Below are 22,015 nucleotides of genomic sequence, written 5' to 3' on the forward strand. Positions count from 1 at the left end.
AGGCTGCGCAGCGGGACGCTGGCGAGCAGCGGTCCTGCGGATCGATTGCTCGCCGGGTGGCTGCGGCATTATCGGCGCGCTTCGGGCAGGGCGGCTGAATAGTTTGGCATCCAGATCAATATGCGTGGAATCCGGTACGCAGCGAGCACGGTCGAAAGCATCCCGACGTGAGCGCAGGGGCGCATCGGCATGCGATCACGCGACACGTGCGCCCGCCGGCGCCCGGGCACCCGGATATTCATCGGACGATTCGGCGTGCAAGCGTTGCACGCCTCGCTATCACGGACTCGCGCGGACCACAACTCGCCGCTTCTGGAAACGTCCGTTACGGATTCCGCGTTAATCCCGGCGTCACTTTGGTCGTTATCGGGAAGTCGACCTTGCACGTGCCGTACCCGACTGGTTTCACGCGCATGCGTCGCATGCACCGGCGGCGTGCTCAACGCTCTCCTGACCATGATCAAGAATTTCAGCATTCGCACCCGTCTGGCGCTGGCGATGGGTTTTCTCGGAGTATTGCTGGTCGTCGGCGGCATCATCGGCGTGGTCGGCATGGCAATCGGAAACAACGACGTGAAGACGCTCTATTCCGAACGGCTCGCTTCGTCGGAGGCGCTCGGGCAGGCGAATGTCGCGCTGTCGAGGACGCGCCTGTGGCTGTATCGCATCGCGCTCGATCCGGCCAGTGACGAAGTTCCGCAGGAAACCGGTGTGGCCCGCGACATGCTGGCCGCATCGAGGAAGGCATGGGACGCCTATCGTGCGCTGCCGTTTTCCGGCCCCGAAGAGGCCCGCCGCGCGGCCGACGCCGGCAGCAAGTTCAAGGCGCTGGTCGACAACGGTCTGGAGCCGATGTTCGAGGTCATCGCCACCCATGATGCGGCCAAGATTCCGGAAGTCTGGCGACGCATCCCGCCGTCGCTGTTCATCGACGCGTCCGACGCCATGGATGCGCTCGGACAGCTCCAGATCACGGCTTCGCGGGCGACATTCGATGCCGCGCAGGCGCGCTTCCACTGGTTCATCGGCATGGCGTTTGCCGGGAGCCTGGTCGCGCTCGGGGCGGCCACGCTGACATGGTGGTCGCTGCAACGGGCGATCGGCACACCGCTGGCGAACGCACTGGGCCATTTCGGCGCCATCGCCGAAGGCGACCTGACGACCCGGGTGGAGGTTCATTCGACCGACGAAATGGGGCAACTGCTGACCGGCTTGCAGACGATGCAGGGCGAACTGCTCCAGACGATCCGGGCGGTGCAGAACGGCTCGCACGCGATCGACGCTGCCGCTCGGGAGATCGCGGAGGGCAACATGGATCTATCCCAACGGACCGAGGAGCAGGCCGCGTCGCTGGAGGAGACGGCCGCGTCCATGGAGCAGCTGACGTCGACGGTTCGCCAGAACGCCGAGAACGCGAAGCAGGCCAGCCAGGTGGTGAGCGACGCGGCGCTGCTGACCGAGCAGGGCAATCAGGCCGCGCAAGAGGTCGTCAGGACGATGCGGGGGCTGTCGGAATCGTCAGGCAAGATCGCCGAGATCATCACGGTGATCGAAGGCATCGCTTTCCAGACCAACATCCTGTCGTTGAACGCCGCGGTCGAAGCGGCCCGGGCCGGCGAACAGGGGCGCGGGTTCGCGGTCGTGGCGGGCGAAGTGCGCTCGCTGGCCCAGCGCAGTGCCGCGGCATCGCGTGAAATCAAGGAACTGATCACGGATTCGCTCAGGCGCGTCGACACCGGCGCACGGCAGGTCGATCGCGCGACGGGGACGATGACGGAAATACTGGCGTCGGTGCGACGGGTCGACGTACTGATGAGCGAGATTACCGCCGCGTCCGACGAGCAGTCGCGAGGCATCGAGCAAGTCAATCAGGCCGTCGCGCAGATGGATCAGGTGACGCAGCAGAATGCCGCGCTGGTGCAGCAGGCATCGGCTGCTGCGGCGGCGCTGAAAGCGCAGGCGGGGCAGCTGGAAGCGACGATCGCGGTATTCCGGATCGATGCCGCCTGCGCCTGATTCGACGCCGGGGCATCCGGTCGCGAAGGACGCACCGTGTCGGGATCGTTCCTGCTCCGCGCGCGGTGGCCATGCTCCGACAGCCGGGCATCGAACTGTCGGTGCCGCGTTTCGGCACGGTGCGATTCATCGGGGCGGCACGTGATTCGCCCGCCGTCCGGCAGGCCGCGACAGCGGATCTCGATCGCGCCGGGCCGCCGCATCGTGCACGACAGCGATTGTTGACGACGCTGGAAAGGTCCAATCCAGAAGTGGTAATAGGTGCCGCGAATATGGCCGATTATTCTCCCGTTCGCAGTAATGGCGTCCGTCCACGAATACTGTCGGACTGCTTACAAAATCAATGGCTCAGGGAGGCCTTTCATGAGACGCACCGTTGTCACCGGTTGTATCGGCGCCGCTTTCACCATGTCGGCATCGTGCGCGTTCGCGCAGAGTTCGGTTACGTTGTATGGCCTCGTCGATACGGCGATCCGTTATCAGACCAATGCCGGCCCTGACGGCAAGGACCTGATCGGAATGACGGTCGGCCCGGAAACGCACAGCCGCTGGGGCTTGCGCGGCAGCGAGGATCTCGGCGGCGGGCTGTCGGCGATCTTCCGTCTCGAGAACGGTTTCGAGCTGGGCGATGGCAAGCTGCACGTCGCGAACACGCTGTTCAGCCGGCAGGCCTACGTGGGCCTGTCGAGCGGCCGATACGGCACGCTGACGTTCGGCAACCAGTACGCGCCGCTGTACGACACGATGGGCGACGTATTCGATCCGATGACCGTCGGCGACTACTGGCAAGACAGCTGGGCGTACAACGGCATTGGCAACTACCTGACGGTGCCGAACTCGGTGAAGTACGCATTCACGTACAACGGGTTCAGCGTCGATGCGATCTACGGCTTCGGCAATCATGCCGGTGCGATGGGCCTCGACAGCACGTACGGCGCCGAGCTCACCTACGCGCAAGGGCCCGCGTCGATCAACGCAGGCTTCCAGCAGACCTCGGTGTCGTCCGTGAACGGCAGTGCGACCAACGGCGCGAAGGTGAACTTTCTGCACGTGAGCGGCGCGTATCAGGTGACGCCCTCCGTCCGCCTGCTGGCCGGCTGGCTGCACGGCCAGGACAAGACAGGCACGACCGACTTCAACATGCAGCAGGCCGGCGCACCGGCGTTGAGCGGCGGGAGCCCGAACCGCATCGACGACACGTTCTACGTCGGCGCCAACTGGCAGGCCACCGCGCCGCTGCTGATCACGGTGGCCGGCTATTACGGCCACGCACGCAACGCGGAGCGGCTCGACGGCACGCTCGGCTCGGGGATCAACTACTCGGCGACCGTGCTGGCCGAGTATGCGCTGTCCAAGCATACGGAGGTCTACGGCACGGTCGATTTCTCGCGCGGCAACGGTGCGTTCGCGGCCGACTATCCGGGTGCCACCAACCGGCTCACCGGCAAGGTCGACCAGATCGGCAGGACCAACAACGTCGGGGCTGCCGTCGGCCTGCGCCAGATGTTCTGACGGCACTGCGCACCGCGCGGCGAGCGTTTCTGCTGGAAGATTCAGAACCGCACGACCTGCTTCTGCTCGACGTTGAAGCCGTCGCGCAGCACGCTCGCCGAATCCGCGAAGTAGCGGCGGGTTTCCGCTAGCAGGTCGGTGTTGCCGCGCCGGCAGAACACGACCCCCGATCCTTCCTCGGTCAGCAGTTCGTCGATCAGCGATTCGGGTTGCCCGATATCGGCGAGATGGACGTTCTGCACGCCGTGCGCGAGCGCATCGAGCGCGTCCCGCACGCAAGGCGCTGCGGTTGCGGCCGGATGCTCGGCCAGCCATTGCTCGAGTTCCGTGATGCCATAGAGCCCGGCGAGCTCGCCGAGTTCGCGCAGCAGCGTGCCGTCGACCATCATCACCAGCGTCACGGCGCCCGTGCGCTGCGCGAAGAGGCTGCCGAGCCGTTCCGCGCGCAGCAGGTGATCATGGCCTGCATCGTCCGGGGCGACCGGCATCACGACGGGCACGAGCCCGTTCTCGAGAAACGCGTTCAGCGCTGTGCCGTCGAAGCGGGCGACTGCGCTCGTGTCAGTGCGGTCGGAACGGGCGCTCGCCACCAGCAGGCCGCCGTCGTGGCCGTCGATGCCGATCGCCTTGGCGCCGTGACTGCCGATCAGGCGCACCAGTTCATGATTGACGCCCGCCATCGCCGCATGAACGGCGTGGATCGATTGCGTACGGGATGCGGCCGGCACGCCCTGCACGACGATCGGGCGAACACCGGTGAGTGCGAGCAGCGCGACGTCCTGCGCGAATGCGTGGCGGGCGCGTGCGTCGCTCGCGGCGCCGCCTTCGACGATGACGACGGTCTGCCCGTGCAGGGCCTGCATGAACGGCAGCGAGCGCGCCAGGCCGGCCACGCGATGCGACGTAAGGGTGGAGCTTTCAGGGGCTGGGAACATGGGAATTCGAATGGATGAAGGGAGTGCCTGACGCCGCACGGTGCGGCGTCAATGCGTGCGTTGCATCAGCCGGTGAATCTCGTCGGGCGTCAGCGCGTCGCGCGACGCTTGCCGGAACGGGCGATCGCTGAAACACCGCGCCGCGTCGGCGAGCAGTTCGAGGTGCGCGCGATCGTCCGTTTTCGGCAGGGCGAGCACGATGAATTCGCGCACGGGCTTGCGGTCCGGCGCGTTGAACGCGAACGGGTACAGTGCGCGCACGAACAGCGCGACGGCCGAGCCGAGCCCGTCGATGCGCGCATGCGGAATCGCGACGCCCTGCCCGAGGCCGGTCGAGCCCAGCTGTTCGCGCCTGATCAGTTCGGCCCTGATGTGCTCCGCCGGCATACCGCTGCCGCGCTCGATGTATCGCGCGGCGAGGTCGAACAACTGGATCGCGCTTTCGACCGGCACGTCGAGCAGGATGTTGTGCGGCGGGCACGCGTCGGCCAGCCGGATCGCGGCAGGCGTGGCGACGCGGCGGCGGGGAAGGTCGGGGTGGCCGCCGATGGCGGCCTGCTGCGTTTGCATGCGGATCTCTCCGTGTCGGGATGACAGGGAAATCCTAGACAAAAGCGCGTAAAGACGGTGTCAGAGACGCGGGGGCGCCGCATTAAAATTTCGTATCGATTGCGACGGCGTCCGCCGCGTGTCCGACAAGGACATCGTCAGGTACCCGACAGCACGAACGGCAACGTCGTGAGCAGGAACACCGAAATGCCGACGACCGGCGCACCGAACGCGATCGCCGCAAATGCCACCGCGGCGCTCGTCAGCACCAGCGTCCTCGAGCGCACGCGGTGGCGGCCGAGTGCCGTTGCGCGATCGTCGCGGGCGGCATCGGGTCGTGTGCCGATCACGTGTTTCCAGAACGTCAGGCCAAGCATGATTGCTCCTTGATGAAAGGCGACCGGAAAGGCGCGCGCTGCGCGCGTCAGCAACGCTTGAGCTTCAGCACGCGCGAGATCTGCCCGGGCGTGAAGCCGCTGTTGCGCACGTAGGGTGCGCAGTCGAGCGGTGCGGTGAGCGATTCGCTGACGACGTACCGGCCGACGAAGCGGTATGCGTCGGTTGCCATGCGGATGAACACCGGAATCGCATCGCGTTGCGCGGCGAGCGTCCTGCCGGCCGCGCGCGCGGATGCACTGCCGTCGCAGAGGATCACGTCGGGTGCGTGCGGGTTGAGGTCCGTGCGCAGGCAGGCGGCCACGACCTTGCCGTTCTTCGTCGGCAGGAATGCCTGTTTGCTGCCACCGCACGCGGTATGGATGAATTCGCGGGTGTACTGCTTGTCGATCTCGAACATGATCGGGCTCCGGTATCGGGAACTTCCGTGGGTTAAATTAGGTATGCAAAGCAATAAGGCTGGATCGGCATGCGGGGTGCCAGGCATGCCAATCGACCGTTGCCGGGGTGGCGGATCGGCGGCGCGTCGTGATGCGGGAATTTCCGTGCGAACACGTTCGCATCGCACGACGCGCGATCAACGCATCGACGTCGTGTTCAAGCGTGCACGGGAATGACTGCGGCGCGCACCGTCCGCCTGCGGGCAGGACGGTGGCTCGGGAAAAGAGAGACGCAGGCGTCCTGCCTGTCAGGCAGAAAAGCAACTCGGAGGGCGAGGACTTCGGATGCGCATGGTGCGTACTCGGTGATGGATCGATTGCGAACACATTCTAGTGAACGCATGCGCGGGCGCAAGTAAAAAGGTCGTAAAGGTTGCGTGGCCGGTGCGTGTTACGTGCACTGCCAGAGATGCGCGCTGGTGCGGCACGGCGCGCACCAGAACGTGTAGTTCGCGCCGCCGCTGCCCCACAGCCATTCGCCGCCGTCCGTTTGCGGAAAGTGGGAGTCGAGTTGCATGACGAATGACATCTTGCGGCCGCAATCCGGACAGTCGGGATACCACGCCGACTGTACCCACGACGGTGCGCCGCCGACACGGCTCAGGTTCTGCCTGTCGTTCGATTCGCCCCATTCCTGCCGCGTCCAGCGTGCCGGCGCGGCGAAGAGTGCAACGTCTGCTTCCACGAACGCGGCCGCCGGATACTCGGGCTGGATCGCGATGTCGCGTTGCTGGGACGGGTGCGCGCAGGCGTTGCCTGCGTCGTCGTGCCGGTGGAACAGCGGGCCGTCGCTCTCCCAGCCGACGCACGACAGGCAGGTGTCGAACGATACCGGCGTCGCGCTGTCGATGCCGGCTGCCGCGGGTTGCGGTAGCGTCAGCAACCGATGCAGCGGCTCGTGACACAGGCCGCATCGATGCGTCGACACGCCGCCGAAGCGCGCGCCAGATCGATGCGAATCGCGTGCGTGCCAGGTCGGGTGATGCGCGTCAATCTCGCGTTTCCACTTCGGCATCTCGCGGAGCCTCGGCGCACGCAGCGTCGGGCCGAAGTCGATGTGTAGCGGCGACTCGCCATGCAGCGCGCGCAACGTGTCGTATTCCTGCGCATAGCCGGCAGACATAAGCCAGTTGGCGCACTTGCCCGGATCGTCGGAAAACAGCCACGCCGCCGCGTCGCGAACGGCCGCGGGGTGTCGCGAATGAAGCAGCGCGATGGCGCGTTCGCGCGCCGCGTCGTCGCCGGAGGGGGGCTCGGCAAGCCGGCCGCGCCATGCATCGACCGTCGCCGGATCGAGCATCCGCCACGCGTTTTCCTCGTAGTACACGCGCGGCGACCGCTTCGTGGTGGCGATGTCGAGGAACACGTCCCAGTGATCGGAAAATACCTGCGGCGTCTGCATCACCACGCTCGACAACACGCTCGCGAGCCGCTCGTTCCACGCGCCGTTGCGGACGTCTTGCCACGCTTCGGCCGCAATCTGCGCGAAAGCGAGGTCGTCCATCAGGTCGAGTGCGGCATCGAGGAACGTCGCATGCGACAGATCGCGATCGAACGATGCGATCACGAGGTCGGCGAGCGCGGCCGGACTGTCGCGTCGCAGCGCCAGCATCTGCGACATCGGATCGTTGCCTCTCCAGCCGAGGCGTTCGTAGTCGTCGAGAATGGTTTGTACGGTCGGCATGGCGTGGACGGCGGCGCGGCGGACGGGCGTTCATCTTACCCGAGCGTGCCGGCACGCCGCCCGTTTTCGCCAGTCACATGCAAAAAACGCGTGACGACTTTCGTCGCCACGCGTTGCCTGCGTTTTGCTGTGCGTGCCAGTCGCGCATGCCGGCGAACCGGCACACGCGACACGCCGTCAGAAATCGAACCCCGGCCCGCCCGCGCCCGGGCCGCCCGGCGCAGCCGCCGGCGCCGCATCCTTCGGCGCTTCGAAGACGGTTGCATCGGTCGTCAGCAGCAGCCCCGCGACCGACGCCGCGTTCTGCAGCGCCGTGCGCGTGACCTTGGTCGGATCGAGCACGCCCGATTCGACGAGGTCGCCGTATTCGCCGGTCTGCGCGTTGTACCCGAAGTTGCCCGAGCCTTCAGCCACCTTCGCGACGACGACGCTCGCTTCCTCGCCCGCGTTCGTGACGATCTGGCGCAGCGGTTCCTCGAGCGCGCGCAGCACGATCTTGATGCCCGCGTTCTGGTCGGCGTTCACGCCCTGCAGTTCGCGGATCGCCTGCCGCACGCGGATCAGCGCGACGCCGCCGCCCGGCACGATGCCTTCCTCGACGGCCGCGCGCGTGGCGTGCAGCGCGTCGTCGACGCGGTCCTTCTTCTCCTTCACCTCGATCTCGGTGGCCCCGCCGACCTTGATCACTGCAACGCCGCCCGCGAGCTTCGCGACGCGTTCCTGCAGCTTTTCACGGTCGTAGTCCGACGTCGCTTCCTCGATCTGCACGCGGATCTGCTTCACGCGCGCCTCGATGTTCTTCGCATCGCCCGCGCCGTCGATCACCGTCGTGTTTTCCTTGCCGACCTCGATGCGTTTCGCCTGGCCGAGTTCCGCCAGCGTCGCCTTCTCGAGCGTCAGGCCAGTTTCCTCGGCGATCACCTGGCCGCCGGTCAGGATCGCGATGTCTTCGAGCAGCGCCTTGCGGCGGTCGCCGAAGCCCGGCGCCTTCACGGCCACCGTCTTCAGGATGCCGCGGATGTTGTTGACGACCAGCGTCGCGAGCGCTTCGCCTTCGACGTCTTCCGCGATGATCAGCAGCGGCCGGCCCGATTTCGCGACCTGTTCGAGCACCGGCAGCAGGTCGCGGATGTTCGAGATCTTCTTGTCGTGCAGCAGGATGTACGGGCTTTCGATCTCGGCGATCTGCTTGTCGGGATTGTTGATGAAATACGGCGACAGGTAGCCGCGATCGAACTGCAGCCCTTCGACGACATCGAGCTCGTCCGCGAGCGACTTGCCGTCCTCGACGGTGATCACGCCTTCCTTGCCGACGCGGTCGATCGCTTCCGCGATGCGCTGGCCGATCGATTCCTCGCCGTTCGCGGAGATCGTCGCGACCTGCGCGATTTCCTTGCTCGTGGTGGTCGGACGGCTGATCTTCTTCAGCTCGTCGACGGCCGCCGCGACGGCCTTGTCGATGCCGCGCTTCAGGTCGAGCGGATTGAGCCCGGCCGCAACGTACTTCTGGCCTTCGCGGACGATCGCCTGCGCCAGCACGGTGGCCGTCGTGGTGCCGTCGCCTGCCGCATCGCTGGTGCGCGACGCGACTTCCTTCACGAGCTGCGCGCCGATGTTCTGCAGCTTGTCCGCGAGTTCGATTTCCTTCGCGACCGACACGCCGTCCTTCGTGACGACCGGCGCGCCGAAGCTGCGTTCGAGCACGACGTTGCGGCCCTTCGGCCCGAGCGTGACCTTTACCGCGTTCGCGAGAATGTTCACGCCTTCGGTCAGCCTGGCCCGTGCGACGTCGCTGAAAATGATTTCCTTCGCTGCCATGATTGCGCTCCGTTACTGGTTGACGACTGCGACGATGTCTTCCTCGCGCAGCACGAGAAACTCGGTGCCGTCGAGCTTGACGGCCTGGCCCGCGTACTTGCCGAACAGCACGCGCTCGCCGACCTGCAGGTCGGGCACGATGCGCTGGCCGTCCGCATCCTTGCGGCCGGGGCCAACGGCGATCACTTCACCCTGGTCGGGTTTTTCCGCGGCGCTGTCGGGGATCACGATGCCCGACGCGGTGGTGGTTTCCTGGTCGAGTCGCTTCACGATTACGCGGTCGTGCAAGGGGCGTAGGCTCATAGGTTCGTCCTGTGCTGTTCTGTCGAGATTGGCTGGCACTCTTTGGAAGAGAGTGCTGACGAGTATAAAAATGCGCGGCGGCGCGATCCAATAACGGATTCGGAAATGCATTCGCGCCGGCGTGCAAAGCGCGCGGCGCGCGTTACCGCGACACGGCCTGCTGCGCGGCGGGCGTGCAGACCGGGTGGATCGTCTCGCCGGCAAGCACGCGCTTCACGAACGGAATCGAATCGGCGAGCGACGCGTTCACGGTGCCGTTGTGTTCGCGGCCCGCATACAGGTGCGCCTCGACGGTCGTGCCCGCCGCGCACGCGTCCTTCGCGAGCGCGAGTTCGAGCGGCGCGAGCCCGTCGTCCGCGCCCGCGCCGATGAAGACGGGTGTCGCGATCTTCAGCGTCGGGTACGTCAGGTACGCGTCCCACCACGCTTTCAGCCGGGCATCGCCGCCGGGCTTCACGGTGTTCGCATGCGTGAGGTGCGCGAGCGCCGCATCGTCCTCGAGCGACGCGAGGCAACCGATGCGCGCCTGTTCGAGGATCGGCAACGCCTGGTCGGTCAGCACTTCGTCCGCGCGCAGCGACGGGTCGGTCTGCTGGGCGGAGAGCACCGAGTAGAACTGGTACGCGAGTGTCGGATCGACGCGCTCGGGGTCGCGCCGGTAGGCACTGTCGAACTTCGGCAGCGACGCGAGCGTGGCGGGCGATGCGTTGTAGATCGTGCCGGTGGCGACGGTCGCGCGGATCGCGAGTTCCGGCGCATACGCGGGCGCGTAGCCGGCCGCCGCGAATACGGCCGAGCCGCCTTGCGACTGGCCGACGAGCACGACCTCGTTCGCGAGCCCCGGCACGCCGCCGAGCACCGCGCGCACGCTGTCGAGCAGCGTGTAGCTGTTCGAGCGGTTGTTGAGCTGCGGATTCGGGCCCGGCGTGCCGAGCCCCTGATAGTCGGTCGCGACGACGGCGAACCCCTGCTGAAGCCACGCGTTAAGGTAGCGCACGTCGCGATACGAGCGGCCGAACCACGACGGCGCGCAGATGTCGGCCATCCCGAACGTGCCGTGCGCCCACGCGACGATCGGCCAGCCGCCGGCGGGCGGCGTGCCGCGCGGCACGAACAGCGCACCCGACACGGCGATCGGCGTGTGACCGCCGACACCGTCGGTCGACGCGTAGAGGATCCGCAACTGGCGCGCTGCGCTCGCGAGCCCGAGCGTCGCGGGCAGCGGCTCGGTGCGCAGCAGCGCGCCGGGCGTCGCCGGAATGTCGCGGTCCCACGTATAGAACGCGGACACGCGGCCGTCGCCCTGCAGCGGGTCGGGCGCGGGAACACGGCCGGGCGAAGCCGCGTGCGAGAGGAAGGACGATACGGCGAGCGCCGAAGCCAGCAGTGCGCGCGCGGCCCAGCCGCGCAGGGGGAGAAGCGTCATGGTCGGATGGAGGTCGATGAGATCGGATCGGAAGCGCCGGACGGTGCATGGCGCGGGCCGACCACGACGCAAGTTTCGAACCAGCGCACCCGTTGCGTGTGCGGCGCGCCGCGCGACGGGCCGTTGCGTCGTACCGCGTGCGCCGCGCGCATGCGCCGGCTGCGCGTCGCGCAGCAATTCGGGCCGGCGGGCTGTTGCTCCCGCAACAAAGGCGGGTGCATGGATCGTGCCGCGTGCGTCGTGCATGACAGGCCCGCACCGCGGCGCGGGCGTTCGATGCGTGCGCGCCCGGCTGGCACGATTGCTGCTGATCCGGTCGGCGTGAGTCGCGACGTTGCGTTGCGATCCTTTCCGTCCACCCGATCAAGGAAACCGTCCTCATGTCCGTCACCCCAACCATCGACAGCGGCGAACTCGTGGCATTCGTCGAGCGCGCCACGCGCGAATTCACGCAGGCTGCACGCGTGCTGAAGGACACGCGCACGCTGTCCGCGACCAACACGTTCCAGGCGTTCGAGCGCGTGCCGGGCACCGAGCTCGTCGTCGCGCTGTCGGCGCCGAGCCCGTGGGCCGCGTCGCAGGAGATCCAGCCGGTCGTCGTGACGTTCGACGGCGACGTGCTGCATGGCGACGCACGCGCGGGCGGCAACGGGCCGCGTTATGCGGACGTGTTCCGCGAGGCGCCGGACGTCGGTGTCGTGATCCACGTGCACGGCCCGTATCTCGGCGCATGGGCGAGCGCGCATCGCCCGCTGCCGATCCGCTATGCGCCGGCCGCGCGCTACACGCGCGCCCGCGAGATTCCGGTGTACGTCGATCGTCGTCCCGGCGAGCCGCGTTTCATCGTCGACACGATCCGCCGCGACCCCGAGGTACCGGCGATCATCGAGGCGAACGGCGGCGCAACCTTCTGGGGAAAATCGATCCTCGACGTGTCGAAGTACATCCTGATCCTCGAGGAAGCCGCGTATTTCCAGGCGCTCGCGGAGCCGCTCGGCGGCTCGCTCGAGTTCGGGCCGGGCGCGCTCGAGCAGCAATGGAAGATGACCGGTCTCGCGTGACATCGCGTGAGCTCGCGCGGCGGCCGGCGCAATCCGGCCGCCGTCATACCGATAGCTCGATGAATTGGTTCATCCCCGGCGCGCGCCTTGCTATCGTCGAACCTTCCCCGTTCAATACGCCGGTCGTGCCATGGCCATCTTCAGTTTGCCGGACCCGAATTCGCATGCGATCACGATCCGTGCGAAGGCGCTGACGTTCGACGATCCCAAATCGCGGGTGCTGCTCGAGCGCATCCAGCTCGTCGCGCCGAGCGACGCGACCGTGCTCGTCACCGGCGAGAGCGGCACCGGCAAGGAGCTGATCGCGCGCCTCGTGCACTCGCTGAGCGAGCGCCATGACGGCCCGTTCGTGGCGGTCAACTGCGGCGCATTCTCCGAGACGCTGATCGAAAGCGAGCTGTTCGGCCACGAACGCGGCGCGTTTACCGGCGCGATCAACAGCCAGCCCGGCTGGTTCGAATCCGCGAATCGCGGCACGCTGTTCCTGGACGAGGTGGGCGACCTGCCGCTGTCCGCGCAGGTCAAGCTGCTGCGTGTGCTGCAGGAGCGCGAGGTGACGCCGGTCGGCTCGCGCAAGACCGTGAAGATCGATGTGCGGCTCGTCGCGGCGACCAACGTGAATCTCGAAGCCGCGGTGCGCGCCGGCAATTTCCGCGAGGATCTTTACTACCGGCTCAACGTCGTGAAGCTGAGCCTGCTGCCGCTGCGCGAGCGCCTCGGCGACATCGCGCCGCTGATCGAACACTTCATCGACACCTATGCGAAGCGGCTGCGCGTCGCCGCGCCGACGCTCACGGACGCCGCGCGCGCACGGCTGCACGCGCATGCGTGGCCGGGCAATATCCGCGAACTCGAGAACGTGATCCACCACGCGGTGCTGATCTGTGCGGGTGGCGCGATCGATGTGGGCGACCTGCAGTTCTCCGCGCTGTCGCTCGCGCCCGATGCCGACGACCCGCGCGCCCCGGCGGCGGCACCGCCGCGCCGTGCGCGCGACGTGGCCGAGGCGACCGACGCGCTGCGCCATGCGGTGATCGAGCTGCTGGATCTCGGCACGCCGTCGCTCTGGCAGCACATCGAGGACACCGTCTACCGCAGCGTGTTCGAGTACAGCGAGCACAACCAGCTGCGCATGTCGCGCCTGCTCGACCAGTCGCGCAACATCGTGCGTGCGCGGCTCGCGCAGCTCGGCATCCTGAAGCCGCGCGACGCGGGTGACGGAGGAGACGCCGACGCGCGGCTGCGCCGTCAGGCGTGATCGCGCCAGCGCAGCGCGCGCTGCGCGATCCGCTCGCATAGCGCACTCATGCCGACGGCGAGCGCCGTCACCCCCAGAACGCAGACCAGCAGCACGTCGGCGCGCGCGCCGGCCTGCGCGTTCTGCATCAGGCTGCCGACCCCCGCGCCCGCGTTGAACAGCAGCTCGCTGCTGGTCGCGGTGATCCACGCGAACGGCACGGCTTGCAGCACGCCCGCGAACAGTTCGGGCAGCGCGCCGGGAATCAGCACGTCGCGCCACAGGCCGATGCGCGTCAGGCGATACGACTGCGCGAGTTCGACGTAGCGCGGATCGACGCGGCGCAGCCCGTCGAAGCTGGCGGTGGTCATCGGGTAGAACGCGGCGAGCGCGATGATGAGCACCTTCGCGAATTCGCCGGTGCCGGCCCACAGGCTCAGCAGCGGAATCAGCCCGAGCAGCGGCACGTAGCGCAGTGCCTGGAACGCCGGCTCGCCGAGCTTGCGCGCGAGCGTCGAGCGTGCCATCGCCGCGCCGAATACAAGCCCGAACGCGACGCCGAACCCCAACCCGAGCGTCGTGCGGCGCAGGCTCGCGCCGAGATCGGTCGCGAGTTCGCCGCTGCGGGCGAGTTCGACCAGCGCTGCGCCCACCTGCTGCAATGGCACGAACGCGTATTGATGGGCCGCGTCGCCGGACGATGCGAACTGCCATGCGGCCACGAGCAGGGCCGGCACGACGAGGCCGCGCGCGCGGCGGCGCAGCGGGGCGAGCGAGAGAGAGCGTATGGCGAGCGTCATTTCGAAGCGTATCCAGTCAGGTCAGTGCGACGGCGCTTGCCAGCGCAATGCGTAGCGTTGCACGAGCGCGATCGACCGGTCGATCGCGAAGCCGATCAGCCCGATCACCGCGACGTCGATGAGCACGACGTCGAGCCGCAGCATCTGCCGCGCGAGTTCCATCATCTGGCCGATCCCGCTGTCGGCGCTGAGCAGCTCGACCGCGACGAGCGCGAGCCACGCGCGCGCAAGCGCGATCCGCACGCCGGTCAGCAGCGGCGGCAGCGCGGCCGGCAGCAGCACGTCGCGCAGCAGCGCGAAGCGGCCGAGCCCGTAGTGACGCGCCATCTCGACGAGGTCGCGCGGCGCGTCGTGCACGCCCGTGTACGCGGCCAGCGCGACCGGGAAGAACACGGCCTTGCCGACGACGACGAGCTTCAGCGGCTCGTCGACGCCGATCAGCAGGATCAGCAGCGGAATCAGCGTGAGCGTCGGCACCTGCCGCAGCAGGTCGAACGTCGGCCGCAGGTAGTCGGAGAACAGCCGGCTGCGCGCCATCAGGATGCCGAACGCGGCTCCGCCCGCCGCGCCGATCGCGAACCCGAGCGCGAGGCGATGCAGCGTGATCAGCAGGTTGTCGCGCAGTTCGCCGGTGTCGAGCAGGGTGCGCAGCGTCGCCGCGAGTCGTCCGGGCGGCACGACGAGCTGCGGCGGGAACCAGCGCAACGTGCTCGCGAGCCACCACAACGTGGCGAACGCGACGGGCGTGGCCCACCACAGCGCGAGCCCGCCGAGCCGCGCGACGCCAGGCAGACGGATCGCGTGTGCGCCGTTCGACGCGAGGGCGTGCATCGGCATCAGCGGCTCGCGACGCGCGCCGTGTCTGCGCGCCAGTAGCCGTCGAGGCCGAGCTGCTTGAGCGCGGTCGCGACGAACGTCGGCGCGAGCAGCGCGTTCACGTCGACCGGCGCGGACGTCAGGCCGGCCTGGCGGCTGTACGCGACCACGTCGCGGTAGTGACCGGTCAGCGCGGGCGTGAAGAGCGGCGTCCATTGCTCCTTCCACGGCGTTGATTCGTCCGCGTATTCGCGGCGCACGACGCTTTCCGGCTGGCCGGACGCGCTCAGGATCTTCACGTACGCATCGCGGTTCTGCGGCTGTGAGATCCAGTGCGCGGCACGCACGTAGGCGGTCGCGACGAGCTGCGTGATGTCGGGGTAGCGCCGCACGAAATCGTCGGATGCCCACAGTTCCGCGCGCATCTTCCAGTCGTCGGGCGCGGTCTTGGTCGACCAGATGATCTTGCCGACGTTCTTGTCGACGAGCGAATACGCGTCGGACAGCGTGAAGAAACCGTCGACGCGGCCGGCCGCGACCGCTGCCGCACCGGCCTGCGGGTCGAGGTTGTAGATCCTGAAGTCGGACAGCTTCAGCCCGTTCTCGGCGAGCAGCTTGCTGAACGTGACTTCCCACGGCCGGCCGCGATTGAGCGCGATGCGCTTGCCTTTCAGGTCGACGATCGACTTCGCGCTCGAGCCGGCCGGCACGACGAGATACGTATTGCTGCCGACCCCGCCCGGCACGATCAGGCGCGTATGCGTGCCCGACGCGTTGACGACGACCGACGGCAGGTCGCCGTAGCCCGCGAAGTCGATGCTGCCGTTCGTGAACGCCTCGTTGACGAGCGTGCCGACCGCCGCGGTCGACACCGGTACCCATTGCAGCTTCACGTGCCGCGCGGCGAGCGCCTTCTCGAGCGACTTGTCGGCGTCGATCAGCGCGGAGGCGCCCGCGTATTGCGTCTTGCCGCCGCCCGAATAGGCGACGACCGCGATTCGCACCACCTTGGGCGCATCGTCCGCGTGCGCGGCCGGTGCGGCGAGCGATGCCGCGGCAAGCGGCAGCGCGGCGAACAGCGCACGCAGCGGGCGGCGCAGCGAAGCGAGGGAGAGCATGTGTTTCATGATGGTCGGGATCAGTGGGCGGAAAAGAGGCTCACGCGCGTTTCTGCCGCGACGGCCGCAGCACGTCGGCGAGCGGGCGCGGGTCGATCCAGTCGGCGACATCGAAGTCGGCTTCCAGAAAACCCCGGTCGTGCAGGAATGTCTTGAAGTCGTCGAGCGCGGCGACGGATTCGTCGTCGAGGTTGACGCCGAGGTGCCGGTGCAGCTGGTTGCCGTACGCGGCGCGGACCCAGTCGATCGACGACGCGGTTTCGCCGGCCACGTAGTGCGCGGTTTCGTCGGGATGCGTGCCGGCCCATTCGCCGGCCGCGACCACGAGCTTCAGGAAGCCGGCGACGATGTCGGGATGGTTCGCGAGCACGTCCGCGTTGACGGTCAGCGGGCGCGGCGTGCCGTTGTTGTTGCGGATCGAGCGCTCCGGATGAAAGCCGATGTCGATCACGACGTGCGCGCCGATCAGCTGCGCGATCTCGAGGCCGGTCGAGCCCTTCACGTAGATCGCGTCGACCTCGCCGCGCAGCAGCGCGCCGGCTTCGGCCGCGTACAGCGCACGGCTCGAGAAGCCGTGCGGCGACGCGAACAGGTCTGCCGCGCGCGCCGGCCCGACGGCCTGCAGCGTGCGCGCACGCACGTCGACGAGTTCGACGTCGGCGGTGGTCAGCCCGTCGAGGCTCAGCGCGTTGACGAAGCCGCGCAGCGCCGACGCGCGAAAGATGTCGATGCGGTCGTCGGGGCGGCTCGGGATCGCGACGCGGCGCCCGCGCAACGCCTTCACGGAGCGGATGCCCGACTCGGGCCGCGCGAGGATCAACTGCGATTCGTCGACCCACGACAGCCCGATCACGCGTGTGTTCGCGCCGTTCGAGCGCGCCCACATCGCGGGGATGCTGCCGCCCTGGCGAAACGACTGCGCCAGCGTGTGGTCGCTGATCGACGACACGTCGTGCCGCGTGGCACCGCGCGGCGAGCGGATCGCGACGCCGTCGGCCGACGTCTCGCCGTTGAGCCAGCCGAGATGCACGGCGATGCCGAGCGGCGTCGGCACGGGCGATCGGGCGTACCAGAACGTCTGCTGCTTGTCCGATGACGAATCGGGCCTGTCTGTCATGTGTGAGATTCCCTCTCTGCGTAAGCATGGTCGAAGCGCGGTCGCGCGCGGTGCCGCTCGGTGTCGGTGCGCACGCGCGGGCCGGTCAGCGTTGCAAGTTCCGGGCCAGTGAACGGAAACGGCGCGGCCGCACGCGGTGCGGGCGTCGCGCGGAAAGGCCGATGCGTGTGTCGATGCGTGGCCTGTTGCGCCAGCAACAGTCGCGTGGGCCGCTGTTGCGCGCGCAGCAGCGGTGCGGCCGATGCAGCAGCACGGCACGGGCCTGTCGCGACCGTGCCGGCCACGGCCGGGCGGGGGCGATCCGGTTGCCGTCGGCGCTTGGCGTGCAAGGCGCCGCGCAGGTTTGCAGGCGGCCGCGCAGGTGCCGCGTCGGGCAGGTTGGCACACCGCGTGCTTTACAGCGCAGCACACGGGCGGCACGGCGATGCCGCACGCAATCCGAATGGCCCGACCAGGAGAACCCCGATGGCTGTTGAATTTCTGTGGCGCCTGCCGATGCATGGCGACGGCAGGCGCGCACACGACCTGCATACACGCGGCGAATGGAACCGCCAGCGCGCGTCGCGCGTCGCGCCGAAAGTCGACGACGACGAATTCGGCTACATCGACTATCTGTCGCAGGTCGCGCGCGCGGCCGATATCGCCGGCTTCCACGGCGCGCTGATCCCGATCTTCCGCTTCACGGAGGAGCCGTGGGTCGTGGCGGCCGCGCTGGCGCGCGAGACGCGCCGGCTGCGGCTCCTGATCGCGCTGCAGCCGCATTTCGTGCATCCCGTCTACGCGGCGCAGATGGCCGCGAGCCTGCAGCGGATCAGCCGTGGCCGCGTGGAGTGGAACGTCGTCACGGGCGGCGGCGGCCCCGACCAGCGCGCGTACGGCGACTTCATCGACCACGACAGCCGTTATGCGCGCACGGACGAGTTCCTCGACGTCGTGAAGGGTGTCGCGGCCGGTGAGCCGTTCACGTTCGACGGACGCTTTTACCGCGTCGAAGGCGGCGGCCTGCTGCCGCCGCTGAGCGGCCAGAAACCGCCGCGCATCTACCTGGCCGGCGCGAGCGATGCCGCGCTCGCGGTCGCCGCGAAGCATGGCGACGTGCACCTGAGCTGGGGCGAGCCGCTCGCGAAACAGAAGGAGGTGATCGATGCGGCCCGCCGCGCGCTCGATCGCCAGAACGCCGAGCGCGACCTGCGCTTCGGCATGCGCATCGACATCCTGGCACGCGAGACCGAGGCGCAGGCGTGGGCCGAGTTGCGGCAGATGTTCGCGACGGTGGGCGACGCGACGCGCAACGGCTTCGGCGGGCGCGGCGAGTCGTCGGAATCGGTCGGTGCGAAACGCCAGTTCGCGCTGCACCAGGGCAACACGCAGCACTTCGACGACCTGATCGTCGGCCCGAACCTGTGGGCCGGGATGTCGCAGATTCGCGGCGGCCCCGGCTGCGTGATCGTCGGCAGCCACGAGCAGGTGGCCGAGCGGCTCGCGGAATACGTCGACATCGGCGTGTCGACGTTCATCCTCGCGAGCAACCCGCATCTCGAGGAGGCGTACCGCGTGGGCGAGGAAGTGCTGCCGCTCGTCGACGGCGCGCTGAACGCGCGCGGCACGCAGGCGGCGCTGCGCGTGGCCGGCGCGTGAGTGCAACGGCATTCCCCCGCATTCCAACGACAAGGACATTCACCATGACGACACTCGCTGCGCAGGCCACGGCCCGCGACGCACTCTGGTACACGCGCTGCCCGGTGCCGACCGCGCTCGGCATCGCCGTGCACCGCGGCTGGTTCGACGAGGAGTTCGGGCCGGACGGCATCGCGCTGCATTCGCTGCAGGAAACGGCCGACGCCGGCAAGCGCGAATCGCACTTCGATCACAGCCTCCCGTCCTCGTTCCGGCAGGGCGGCAACATTCCGGCGCTGTGGGCGCGGGCACGCGGCGCCGATACGCGCGTGATCGGCCTGTCGTGGACCAACGAGTTCCAGGCGATCGTCACGCTGCCCGAGCGCGGCATCCGCACCGTGCGCGATCTGCGCGGCCGGCGGCTCGGGTTGCCGCGCCATCCGATCAGCATCGACTTCTGGCGCGCGGCCGCGCTGAAAGGCTTCCTGAGCGCGCTCGAACTGGAAGGGCTCGGGCACGGCGACGCGGAGTGGGTCGACCTGCCCGACGAACGCGAACGCCACACCGGGCCGGCATCGTTCACACGCGGTCCGCACGAGTACGGGATCGAGATCGCGGCGCTCGTGCGCGGCGAGGTCGACGCGGTGTTCGTGAAAGGCGTCGAAGGGCTCGAAACCGTGCACCTGATCGACGCGCAGGTGGTCATCGATCTCGGCGCGCACCCCGATCCGCTGGTGCGGATCGGCAACGGCACGCCGCGCACGCTGACCGTCGATCGCGCACTGATCGACGCGCGCCCCGATCTCGTCAGCCGCTTCCTGTCGGTCGTGGTGGGCGCGGGCGACTGGGCCGCGCGTCATCCGGCGGAGACGGTGGCCTATATCGGCCGCGAGACGCGTGCGTCCGACGAATGGGTGCGCTATGCGTACGGCGCGGACGTGCACCGCCATCTGGAGACGGGGCTCGCGCAGACGTCGATCGACGGGCTGGTCGCGTTCAAGGACTTCCTCGTCGAGTGGGGCTTTCTCGAACAGGATTTCGATGCGCGCGCATGGATCGACCCGGCGCCGTTCACGCGCATCGACCGGCAACGCCATGCGTGGGTCGCGTAGCGCGCCGCGGCGCGTCTTTGCAAGGAGTCGAGCATGACAGGTCTGACGATCGAATACGGCGTGCCGCCGGCGCGTCGGCATGCGGCGCGCGTGGCGCCGCGCACGGGCGCGGGTGTGGCCGCTGCGGTGGCTGCCGCATGGCCGCCGTCGGCTTCGCCTGCCGCACGGCCGGAGGCGCGCGCGGCGAAGCCGGGCCGGTGGCGCGTCACGGGTGCGATTGCACTCGCCGTAGCGGCACTGCATGCGGGCGTCGCGCTGCTGGCCGCGCGCGCGCCCGCCGCGCCGCCTGTACAGCCCGTGCAGCCGCCGCGGCCGCTGCCGATGACGGTCGAGCTGACGCGCCCGCCTGAACCGTTGCCGCAGGCCGCGCATCCGCCGCCACCGGTGCCGCCGAAGCCGCAGCCGCCGCTGAAGCAGGCGCCGACCCCGCCGAAGCCGCGTGCGGCCGTCGCGCATCCGGCGCCTGCGCCGGCTGCCGCGCAGCCTGTCACGCGCGAGGCGGCGCCGACGGCACCGGCCGCTGCCGCACAGGCCGCACCGTCTCCCGCACCCGCCGCGCCGGCAGCGCCCGTGCGTGAAACCGCGCCGATCGGCGACGCGGCCTACCTGCGCAACCCGGCGCCCGACTACCCGGCCTTTGCGCAGGACCAGGGCTGGGAAGGGCGCGTCGTGCTGCGTGTGCACGTGCTCGCGAACGGCACGCCCGATTCCGTCGACGTCCGCACGAGCAGCGGACGCCGCGTGCTCGACAACGCGGCGGTGGCCGCCGTGAAGCGCTGGACATTCGTGCCCGCGAAGCGCGGCGACGAAGCGGTCGACGGCTGGGTCAACGTGCCGATCGATTTCAAGCTGGGCTGACCGACCGGGCGGCCCGCCACATTTTTCAAGGAACTCACATCATGAACGGTATCCCGACCACCTTCATCGTCCAGGGTGCGCTCTGGCTGCTCGTCGCCTTCTCCGTCGTCACGTGGACGCTGATCGTCGTGAAGACGATCCAGAGCCTGCGTGCGAGCGCACGCAACCGTCGTTACACGCGCGCGTTCTGGGCCGCGAACAGTTTCCACGAGGCGGCCGCGCTCGACGGCGCCGACAGCCCCGTGGGCGAACTCGCCGCGACGGGCTTCGACGCGCTGCGCCGCGCCGACGACAGCAGCGCGCACGATCTCGAACACAGCTGGAGCCGCCACGACCTGCTCGAACGCCATCTGCGCCAGCAGATCCACAACGCGCGCCGGCGCGCGGAAGCGGGGCTCGCCGTGCTCGCGTCGATCGGCAGCACCGCGCCGTTCGTCGGCCTGTTCGGCACCGTGTTCGGCATCATCCACGCGCTGACCGCGATCACGCACAGTGCGTCGGCGAGCATCGATGTGGTCGCCGGGCCGATCGGCGAGGCGCTGGTCGCGACCGGGATCGGCATCGCGGTCGCGGTGCCGGCCGTGCTCGCGTACAACTTCTTCGTGCGCCGCGTGAAGGCCGCGTCGGCCGATCTCGATGCGTTCGCAACCGATTTCGTCACGCTCGCACAGAAGGCCGGTTTCCGCGTGCCGGCCGCCGCCACCGCGCCCGCGCCGGCACGCCGTGCCGACGGCGCTCGTCAGGAGGCGTTCGCATAATGGCCTTCTCGTCCTCTTCCGACAACGACGACGTGCTCAGTGAAATCAACATCACGCCGCTCGTCGACGTGATGCTCGTGCTGCTCGTCGCGTTCATCGTCACGGCGCCGCTGCTCAACAACGCGGTGCACGTGAACCTGCCGAACACCGTCGCCACGGCGCCGGCCGACCGCAAGCCGAACGTCACCGTGAGCGTCGACGACAAGGGCGTCGTGTATCTCGACAAGCGCGCGGTCGCGCTCGCCGCGGTGCCGGCCGAGCTCGCCGCGCTGAAGGCCGGCCGGCCCGACGTCGCGCTCGACCTGCAGGCCGACGAGCACGTGCCGTACGGCACCGTCGCGAAGCTGATGGCCGCGATCGAGCATGCGGGCATCACGCGGCTGTCGGTGCTCACCGCGCCGCGCGGCTGATGCGCGGTTCACGACTCCTTTTCCGAACGCAT

21 protein-coding genes are annotated in these 22,015 nt (G+C 68.7%); 9 read left to right on the plus strand and 12 right to left on the minus strand.

Going from position 1 to position 22,015, the window contains the following annotated elements; all coding sequences use genetic code 11:
- Positions 1-456: 456 nt before the first annotated feature.
- Positions 457-2,016, plus strand: coding sequence for a methyl-accepting chemotaxis protein (locus FOZ70_RS10480; protein WP_111999559.1), 1,560 nt, complete (start codon positions 457-459; stop codon positions 2,014-2,016).
- Positions 2,017-2,379: 363 nt separating this feature from the next.
- Positions 2,380-3,528: a porin gene (locus tag FOZ70_RS10485; RefSeq protein WP_219705802.1), complete on the plus strand. Its 1,149-nt coding sequence runs from the start codon at positions 2,380-2,382 to the stop codon at positions 3,526-3,528.
- Positions 3,529-3,569: 41 nt separating this feature from the next.
- On the opposite strand, the gene FOZ70_RS10490 is transcribed toward FOZ70_RS10485, so the two are convergent.
- The 8 genes from FOZ70_RS10490 to FOZ70_RS10525 all read right to left on the minus strand — a co-directional run bounded on the left by FOZ70_RS10490 (position 3,570) and on the right by FOZ70_RS10525 (position 11,079).
- Positions 3,570-4,463 (minus strand): acetylglutamate kinase, encoded by an 894-nt coding sequence (locus FOZ70_RS10490; RefSeq protein WP_219705803.1) that lies wholly within the window; start codon positions 4,461-4,463, stop codon positions 3,570-3,572.
- A gap of 48 nt (positions 4,464-4,511) precedes the next feature.
- The gene (locus tag FOZ70_RS10495; protein ID WP_219705805.1) at positions 4,512-5,033 is read right to left on the minus strand and encodes a PTS sugar transporter subunit IIA; all 522 of its coding nucleotides are present in this window, start codon (positions 5,031-5,033) and stop codon (positions 4,512-4,514) included.
- 137 nt (positions 5,034-5,170) lie between these two features.
- Positions 5,171-5,389, minus strand: a complete 219-nt coding sequence (locus FOZ70_RS10500; protein ID WP_021156746.1) for a hypothetical protein — start codon at positions 5,387-5,389, stop codon at positions 5,171-5,173.
- Positions 5,390-5,436: 47 nt separating this feature from the next.
- Positions 5,437-5,808, minus strand: coding sequence for a DUF6697 family protein (locus FOZ70_RS10505; protein ID WP_021156747.1), 372 nt, complete (start codon positions 5,806-5,808; stop codon positions 5,437-5,439).
- A 431-nt stretch (positions 5,809-6,239) separates the two neighbouring features.
- A complete protein-coding gene (locus tag FOZ70_RS10510; RefSeq protein ID WP_219705807.1) occupies positions 6,240-7,532 on the minus strand; it encodes a hypothetical protein in 1,293 nt (430 codons plus the stop codon).
- Between the two features lie 177 nt (positions 7,533-7,709).
- The gene (gene groL / locus FOZ70_RS10515; RefSeq protein WP_021156751.1) at positions 7,710-9,350 is read right to left on the minus strand and encodes a chaperonin GroEL; all 1,641 of its coding nucleotides are present in this window, start codon (positions 9,348-9,350) and stop codon (positions 7,710-7,712) included.
- Positions 9,351-9,362: 12 nt separating this feature from the next.
- Positions 9,363-9,653 (minus strand): co-chaperone GroES, encoded by a 291-nt coding sequence (groES, locus tag FOZ70_RS10520; protein ID WP_027790739.1) that lies wholly within the window; start codon positions 9,651-9,653, stop codon positions 9,363-9,365.
- A 142-nt stretch (positions 9,654-9,795) separates the two neighbouring features.
- Complete coding sequence (locus FOZ70_RS10525) at positions 9,796-11,079, minus strand: lipase family protein (RefSeq protein WP_219705809.1); 1,284 nt, start codon at positions 11,077-11,079, stop codon at positions 9,796-9,798.
- Positions 11,080-11,459: 380 nt separating this feature from the next.
- On the opposite strand from FOZ70_RS10525, the gene FOZ70_RS10530 reads away from it, so the two are divergent.
- Together FOZ70_RS10530 and FOZ70_RS10535 are read left to right on the plus strand one after the other, a co-directional pair.
- Positions 11,460-12,140, plus strand: coding sequence for a class II aldolase/adducin family protein (locus FOZ70_RS10530; protein WP_059556137.1), 681 nt, complete (start codon positions 11,460-11,462; stop codon positions 12,138-12,140).
- A 130-nt stretch (positions 12,141-12,270) separates the two neighbouring features.
- Positions 12,271-13,398 (plus strand): sigma 54-interacting transcriptional regulator, encoded by a 1,128-nt coding sequence (locus tag FOZ70_RS10535; protein WP_021156756.1) that lies wholly within the window; start codon positions 12,271-12,273, stop codon positions 13,396-13,398.
- Here the strand turns inward: FOZ70_RS10535 and FOZ70_RS10540 are convergent.
- From FOZ70_RS10540 to FOZ70_RS10555, 4 genes are read right to left on the minus strand one after another with little or no spacing between them, the layout of a single operon-like run.
- Positions 13,389-14,177 carry an ABC transporter permease gene (locus tag FOZ70_RS10540; RefSeq protein WP_219705811.1) on the minus strand — a complete coding sequence of 263 codons (789 nt, stop codon included), beginning with the start codon at positions 14,175-14,177 and terminating at the stop codon, positions 13,389-13,391. The genes FOZ70_RS10535 and FOZ70_RS10540 overlap by 10 nt on opposite strands.
- 21 nt (positions 14,178-14,198) lie before the next feature.
- Positions 14,199-15,014: an ABC transporter permease subunit gene (locus FOZ70_RS10545; protein ID WP_219705813.1), complete on the minus strand. Its 816-nt coding sequence runs from the start codon at positions 15,012-15,014 to the stop codon at positions 14,199-14,201.
- Positions 15,014-16,111: a PhnD/SsuA/transferrin family substrate-binding protein gene (locus tag FOZ70_RS10550; protein WP_230953592.1), complete on the minus strand. Its 1,098-nt coding sequence runs from the start codon at positions 16,109-16,111 to the stop codon at positions 15,014-15,016. The genes FOZ70_RS10545 and FOZ70_RS10550 overlap by 1 nt, the downstream gene beginning before the upstream one ends.
- A gap of 40 nt (positions 16,112-16,151) precedes the next feature.
- Positions 16,152-17,228 carry a hypothetical protein gene (locus tag FOZ70_RS10555; RefSeq protein WP_059676736.1) on the minus strand — a complete coding sequence of 359 codons (1,077 nt, stop codon included), beginning with the start codon at positions 17,226-17,228 and terminating at the stop codon, positions 16,152-16,154.
- A gap of 465 nt (positions 17,229-17,693) precedes the next feature.
- Between FOZ70_RS10555 and FOZ70_RS10560 the strand changes: the two genes are divergently transcribed.
- From FOZ70_RS10560 to FOZ70_RS10580, 5 genes are read left to right on the plus strand one after another with little or no spacing between them, the layout of a single operon-like run.
- A complete protein-coding gene (locus FOZ70_RS10560) occupies positions 17,694-18,866 on the plus strand; it encodes an LLM class flavin-dependent oxidoreductase (RefSeq protein ID WP_021156762.1) in 1,173 nt (390 codons plus the stop codon).
- A gap of 44 nt (positions 18,867-18,910) precedes the next feature.
- Entirely contained in the window at positions 18,911-19,957 is a 1,047-nt protein-coding gene (locus FOZ70_RS10565) for an ABC transporter substrate-binding protein (protein ID WP_059494513.1), read from the plus strand.
- A 33-nt stretch (positions 19,958-19,990) separates the two neighbouring features.
- Positions 19,991-20,815 (plus strand): energy transducer TonB, encoded by an 825-nt coding sequence (locus tag FOZ70_RS10570; protein ID WP_219705814.1) that lies wholly within the window; start codon positions 19,991-19,993, stop codon positions 20,813-20,815.
- A 41-nt stretch (positions 20,816-20,856) separates the two neighbouring features.
- The gene (locus tag FOZ70_RS10575; protein WP_048021693.1) at positions 20,857-21,573 is read left to right on the plus strand and encodes a MotA/TolQ/ExbB proton channel family protein; all 717 of its coding nucleotides are present in this window, start codon (positions 20,857-20,859) and stop codon (positions 21,571-21,573) included.
- Complete coding sequence (locus FOZ70_RS10580) at positions 21,573-21,983, plus strand: biopolymer transporter ExbD (protein WP_009694203.1); 411 nt, start codon at positions 21,573-21,575, stop codon at positions 21,981-21,983. The genes FOZ70_RS10575 and FOZ70_RS10580 overlap by 1 nt, the downstream gene beginning before the upstream one ends.
- Positions 21,984-22,015: the final 32 nt, after the last annotated feature.

Origin of the sequence: Burkholderia sp. COPS, assembly GCF_019425585.1 — a bacterium.
GTDB lineage: Bacteria > Pseudomonadota > Gammaproteobacteria > Burkholderiales > Burkholderiaceae > Burkholderia > Burkholderia cepacia.

What these genes read in the sequence shown, in the direction of transcription:
- FOZ70_RS10480 (WP_111999559.1), top strand. Translation starts at nt 457, where the DNA reads ATGATCAAGAATTTCAGCATTCGCACCCGTCTGGCGCTGGCGATGGGT.
- FOZ70_RS10485 (WP_219705802.1), top strand. Translation starts at nt 2,380, where the DNA reads ATGAGACGCACCGTTGTCACCGGTTGTATCGGCGCCGCTTTCACCATG.
- FOZ70_RS10490 (WP_219705803.1), bottom strand. Translation starts at nt 4,463, where the DNA reads ATGTTCCCAGCCCCTGAAAGCTCCACCCTTACGTCGCATCGCGTGGCC.
- FOZ70_RS10495 (WP_219705805.1), bottom strand. Translation starts at nt 5,033, where the DNA reads ATGCAAACGCAGCAGGCCGCCATCGGCGGCCACCCCGACCTTCCCCGC.
- FOZ70_RS10500 (WP_021156746.1), bottom strand. Translation starts at nt 5,389, where the DNA reads ATGCTTGGCCTGACGTTCTGGAAACACGTGATCGGCACACGACCCGAT.
- FOZ70_RS10505 (WP_021156747.1), bottom strand. Translation starts at nt 5,808, where the DNA reads ATGTTCGAGATCGACAAGCAGTACACCCGCGAATTCATCCATACCGCG.
- FOZ70_RS10510 (WP_219705807.1), bottom strand. Translation starts at nt 7,532, where the DNA reads ATGCCGACCGTACAAACCATTCTCGACGACTACGAACGCCTCGGCTGG.
- groL (WP_021156751.1), bottom strand. Translation starts at nt 9,350, where the DNA reads ATGGCAGCGAAGGAAATCATTTTCAGCGACGTCGCACGGGCCAGGCTG.
- groES (WP_027790739.1), bottom strand. Translation starts at nt 9,653, where the DNA reads ATGAGCCTACGCCCCTTGCACGACCGCGTAATCGTGAAGCGACTCGAC.
- FOZ70_RS10525 (WP_219705809.1), bottom strand. Translation starts at nt 11,079, where the DNA reads ATGACGCTTCTCCCCCTGCGCGGCTGGGCCGCGCGCGCACTGCTGGCT.
- FOZ70_RS10530 (WP_059556137.1), top strand. Translation starts at nt 11,460, where the DNA reads ATGTCCGTCACCCCAACCATCGACAGCGGCGAACTCGTGGCATTCGTC.
- FOZ70_RS10535 (WP_021156756.1), top strand. Translation starts at nt 12,271, where the DNA reads ATGGCCATCTTCAGTTTGCCGGACCCGAATTCGCATGCGATCACGATC.
- FOZ70_RS10540 (WP_219705811.1), bottom strand. Translation starts at nt 14,177, where the DNA reads ATGACGCTCGCCATACGCTCTCTCTCGCTCGCCCCGCTGCGCCGCCGC.
- FOZ70_RS10545 (WP_219705813.1), bottom strand. Translation starts at nt 15,014, where the DNA reads ATGCCGATGCACGCCCTCGCGTCGAACGGCGCACACGCGATCCGTCTG.
- FOZ70_RS10550 (WP_230953592.1), bottom strand. Translation starts at nt 16,111, where the DNA reads ATGCTCTCCCTCGCTTCGCTGCGCCGCCCGCTGCGTGCGCTGTTCGCC.
- FOZ70_RS10555 (WP_059676736.1), bottom strand. Translation starts at nt 17,228, where the DNA reads ATGACAGACAGGCCCGATTCGTCATCGGACAAGCAGCAGACGTTCTGG.
- FOZ70_RS10560 (WP_021156762.1), top strand. Translation starts at nt 17,694, where the DNA reads ATGGCTGTTGAATTTCTGTGGCGCCTGCCGATGCATGGCGACGGCAGG.
- FOZ70_RS10565 (WP_059494513.1), top strand. Translation starts at nt 18,911, where the DNA reads ATGACGACACTCGCTGCGCAGGCCACGGCCCGCGACGCACTCTGGTAC.
- FOZ70_RS10570 (WP_219705814.1), top strand. Translation starts at nt 19,991, where the DNA reads ATGACAGGTCTGACGATCGAATACGGCGTGCCGCCGGCGCGTCGGCAT.
- FOZ70_RS10575 (WP_048021693.1), top strand. Translation starts at nt 20,857, where the DNA reads ATGAACGGTATCCCGACCACCTTCATCGTCCAGGGTGCGCTCTGGCTG.
- FOZ70_RS10580 (WP_009694203.1), top strand. Translation starts at nt 21,573, where the DNA reads ATGGCCTTCTCGTCCTCTTCCGACAACGACGACGTGCTCAGTGAAATC.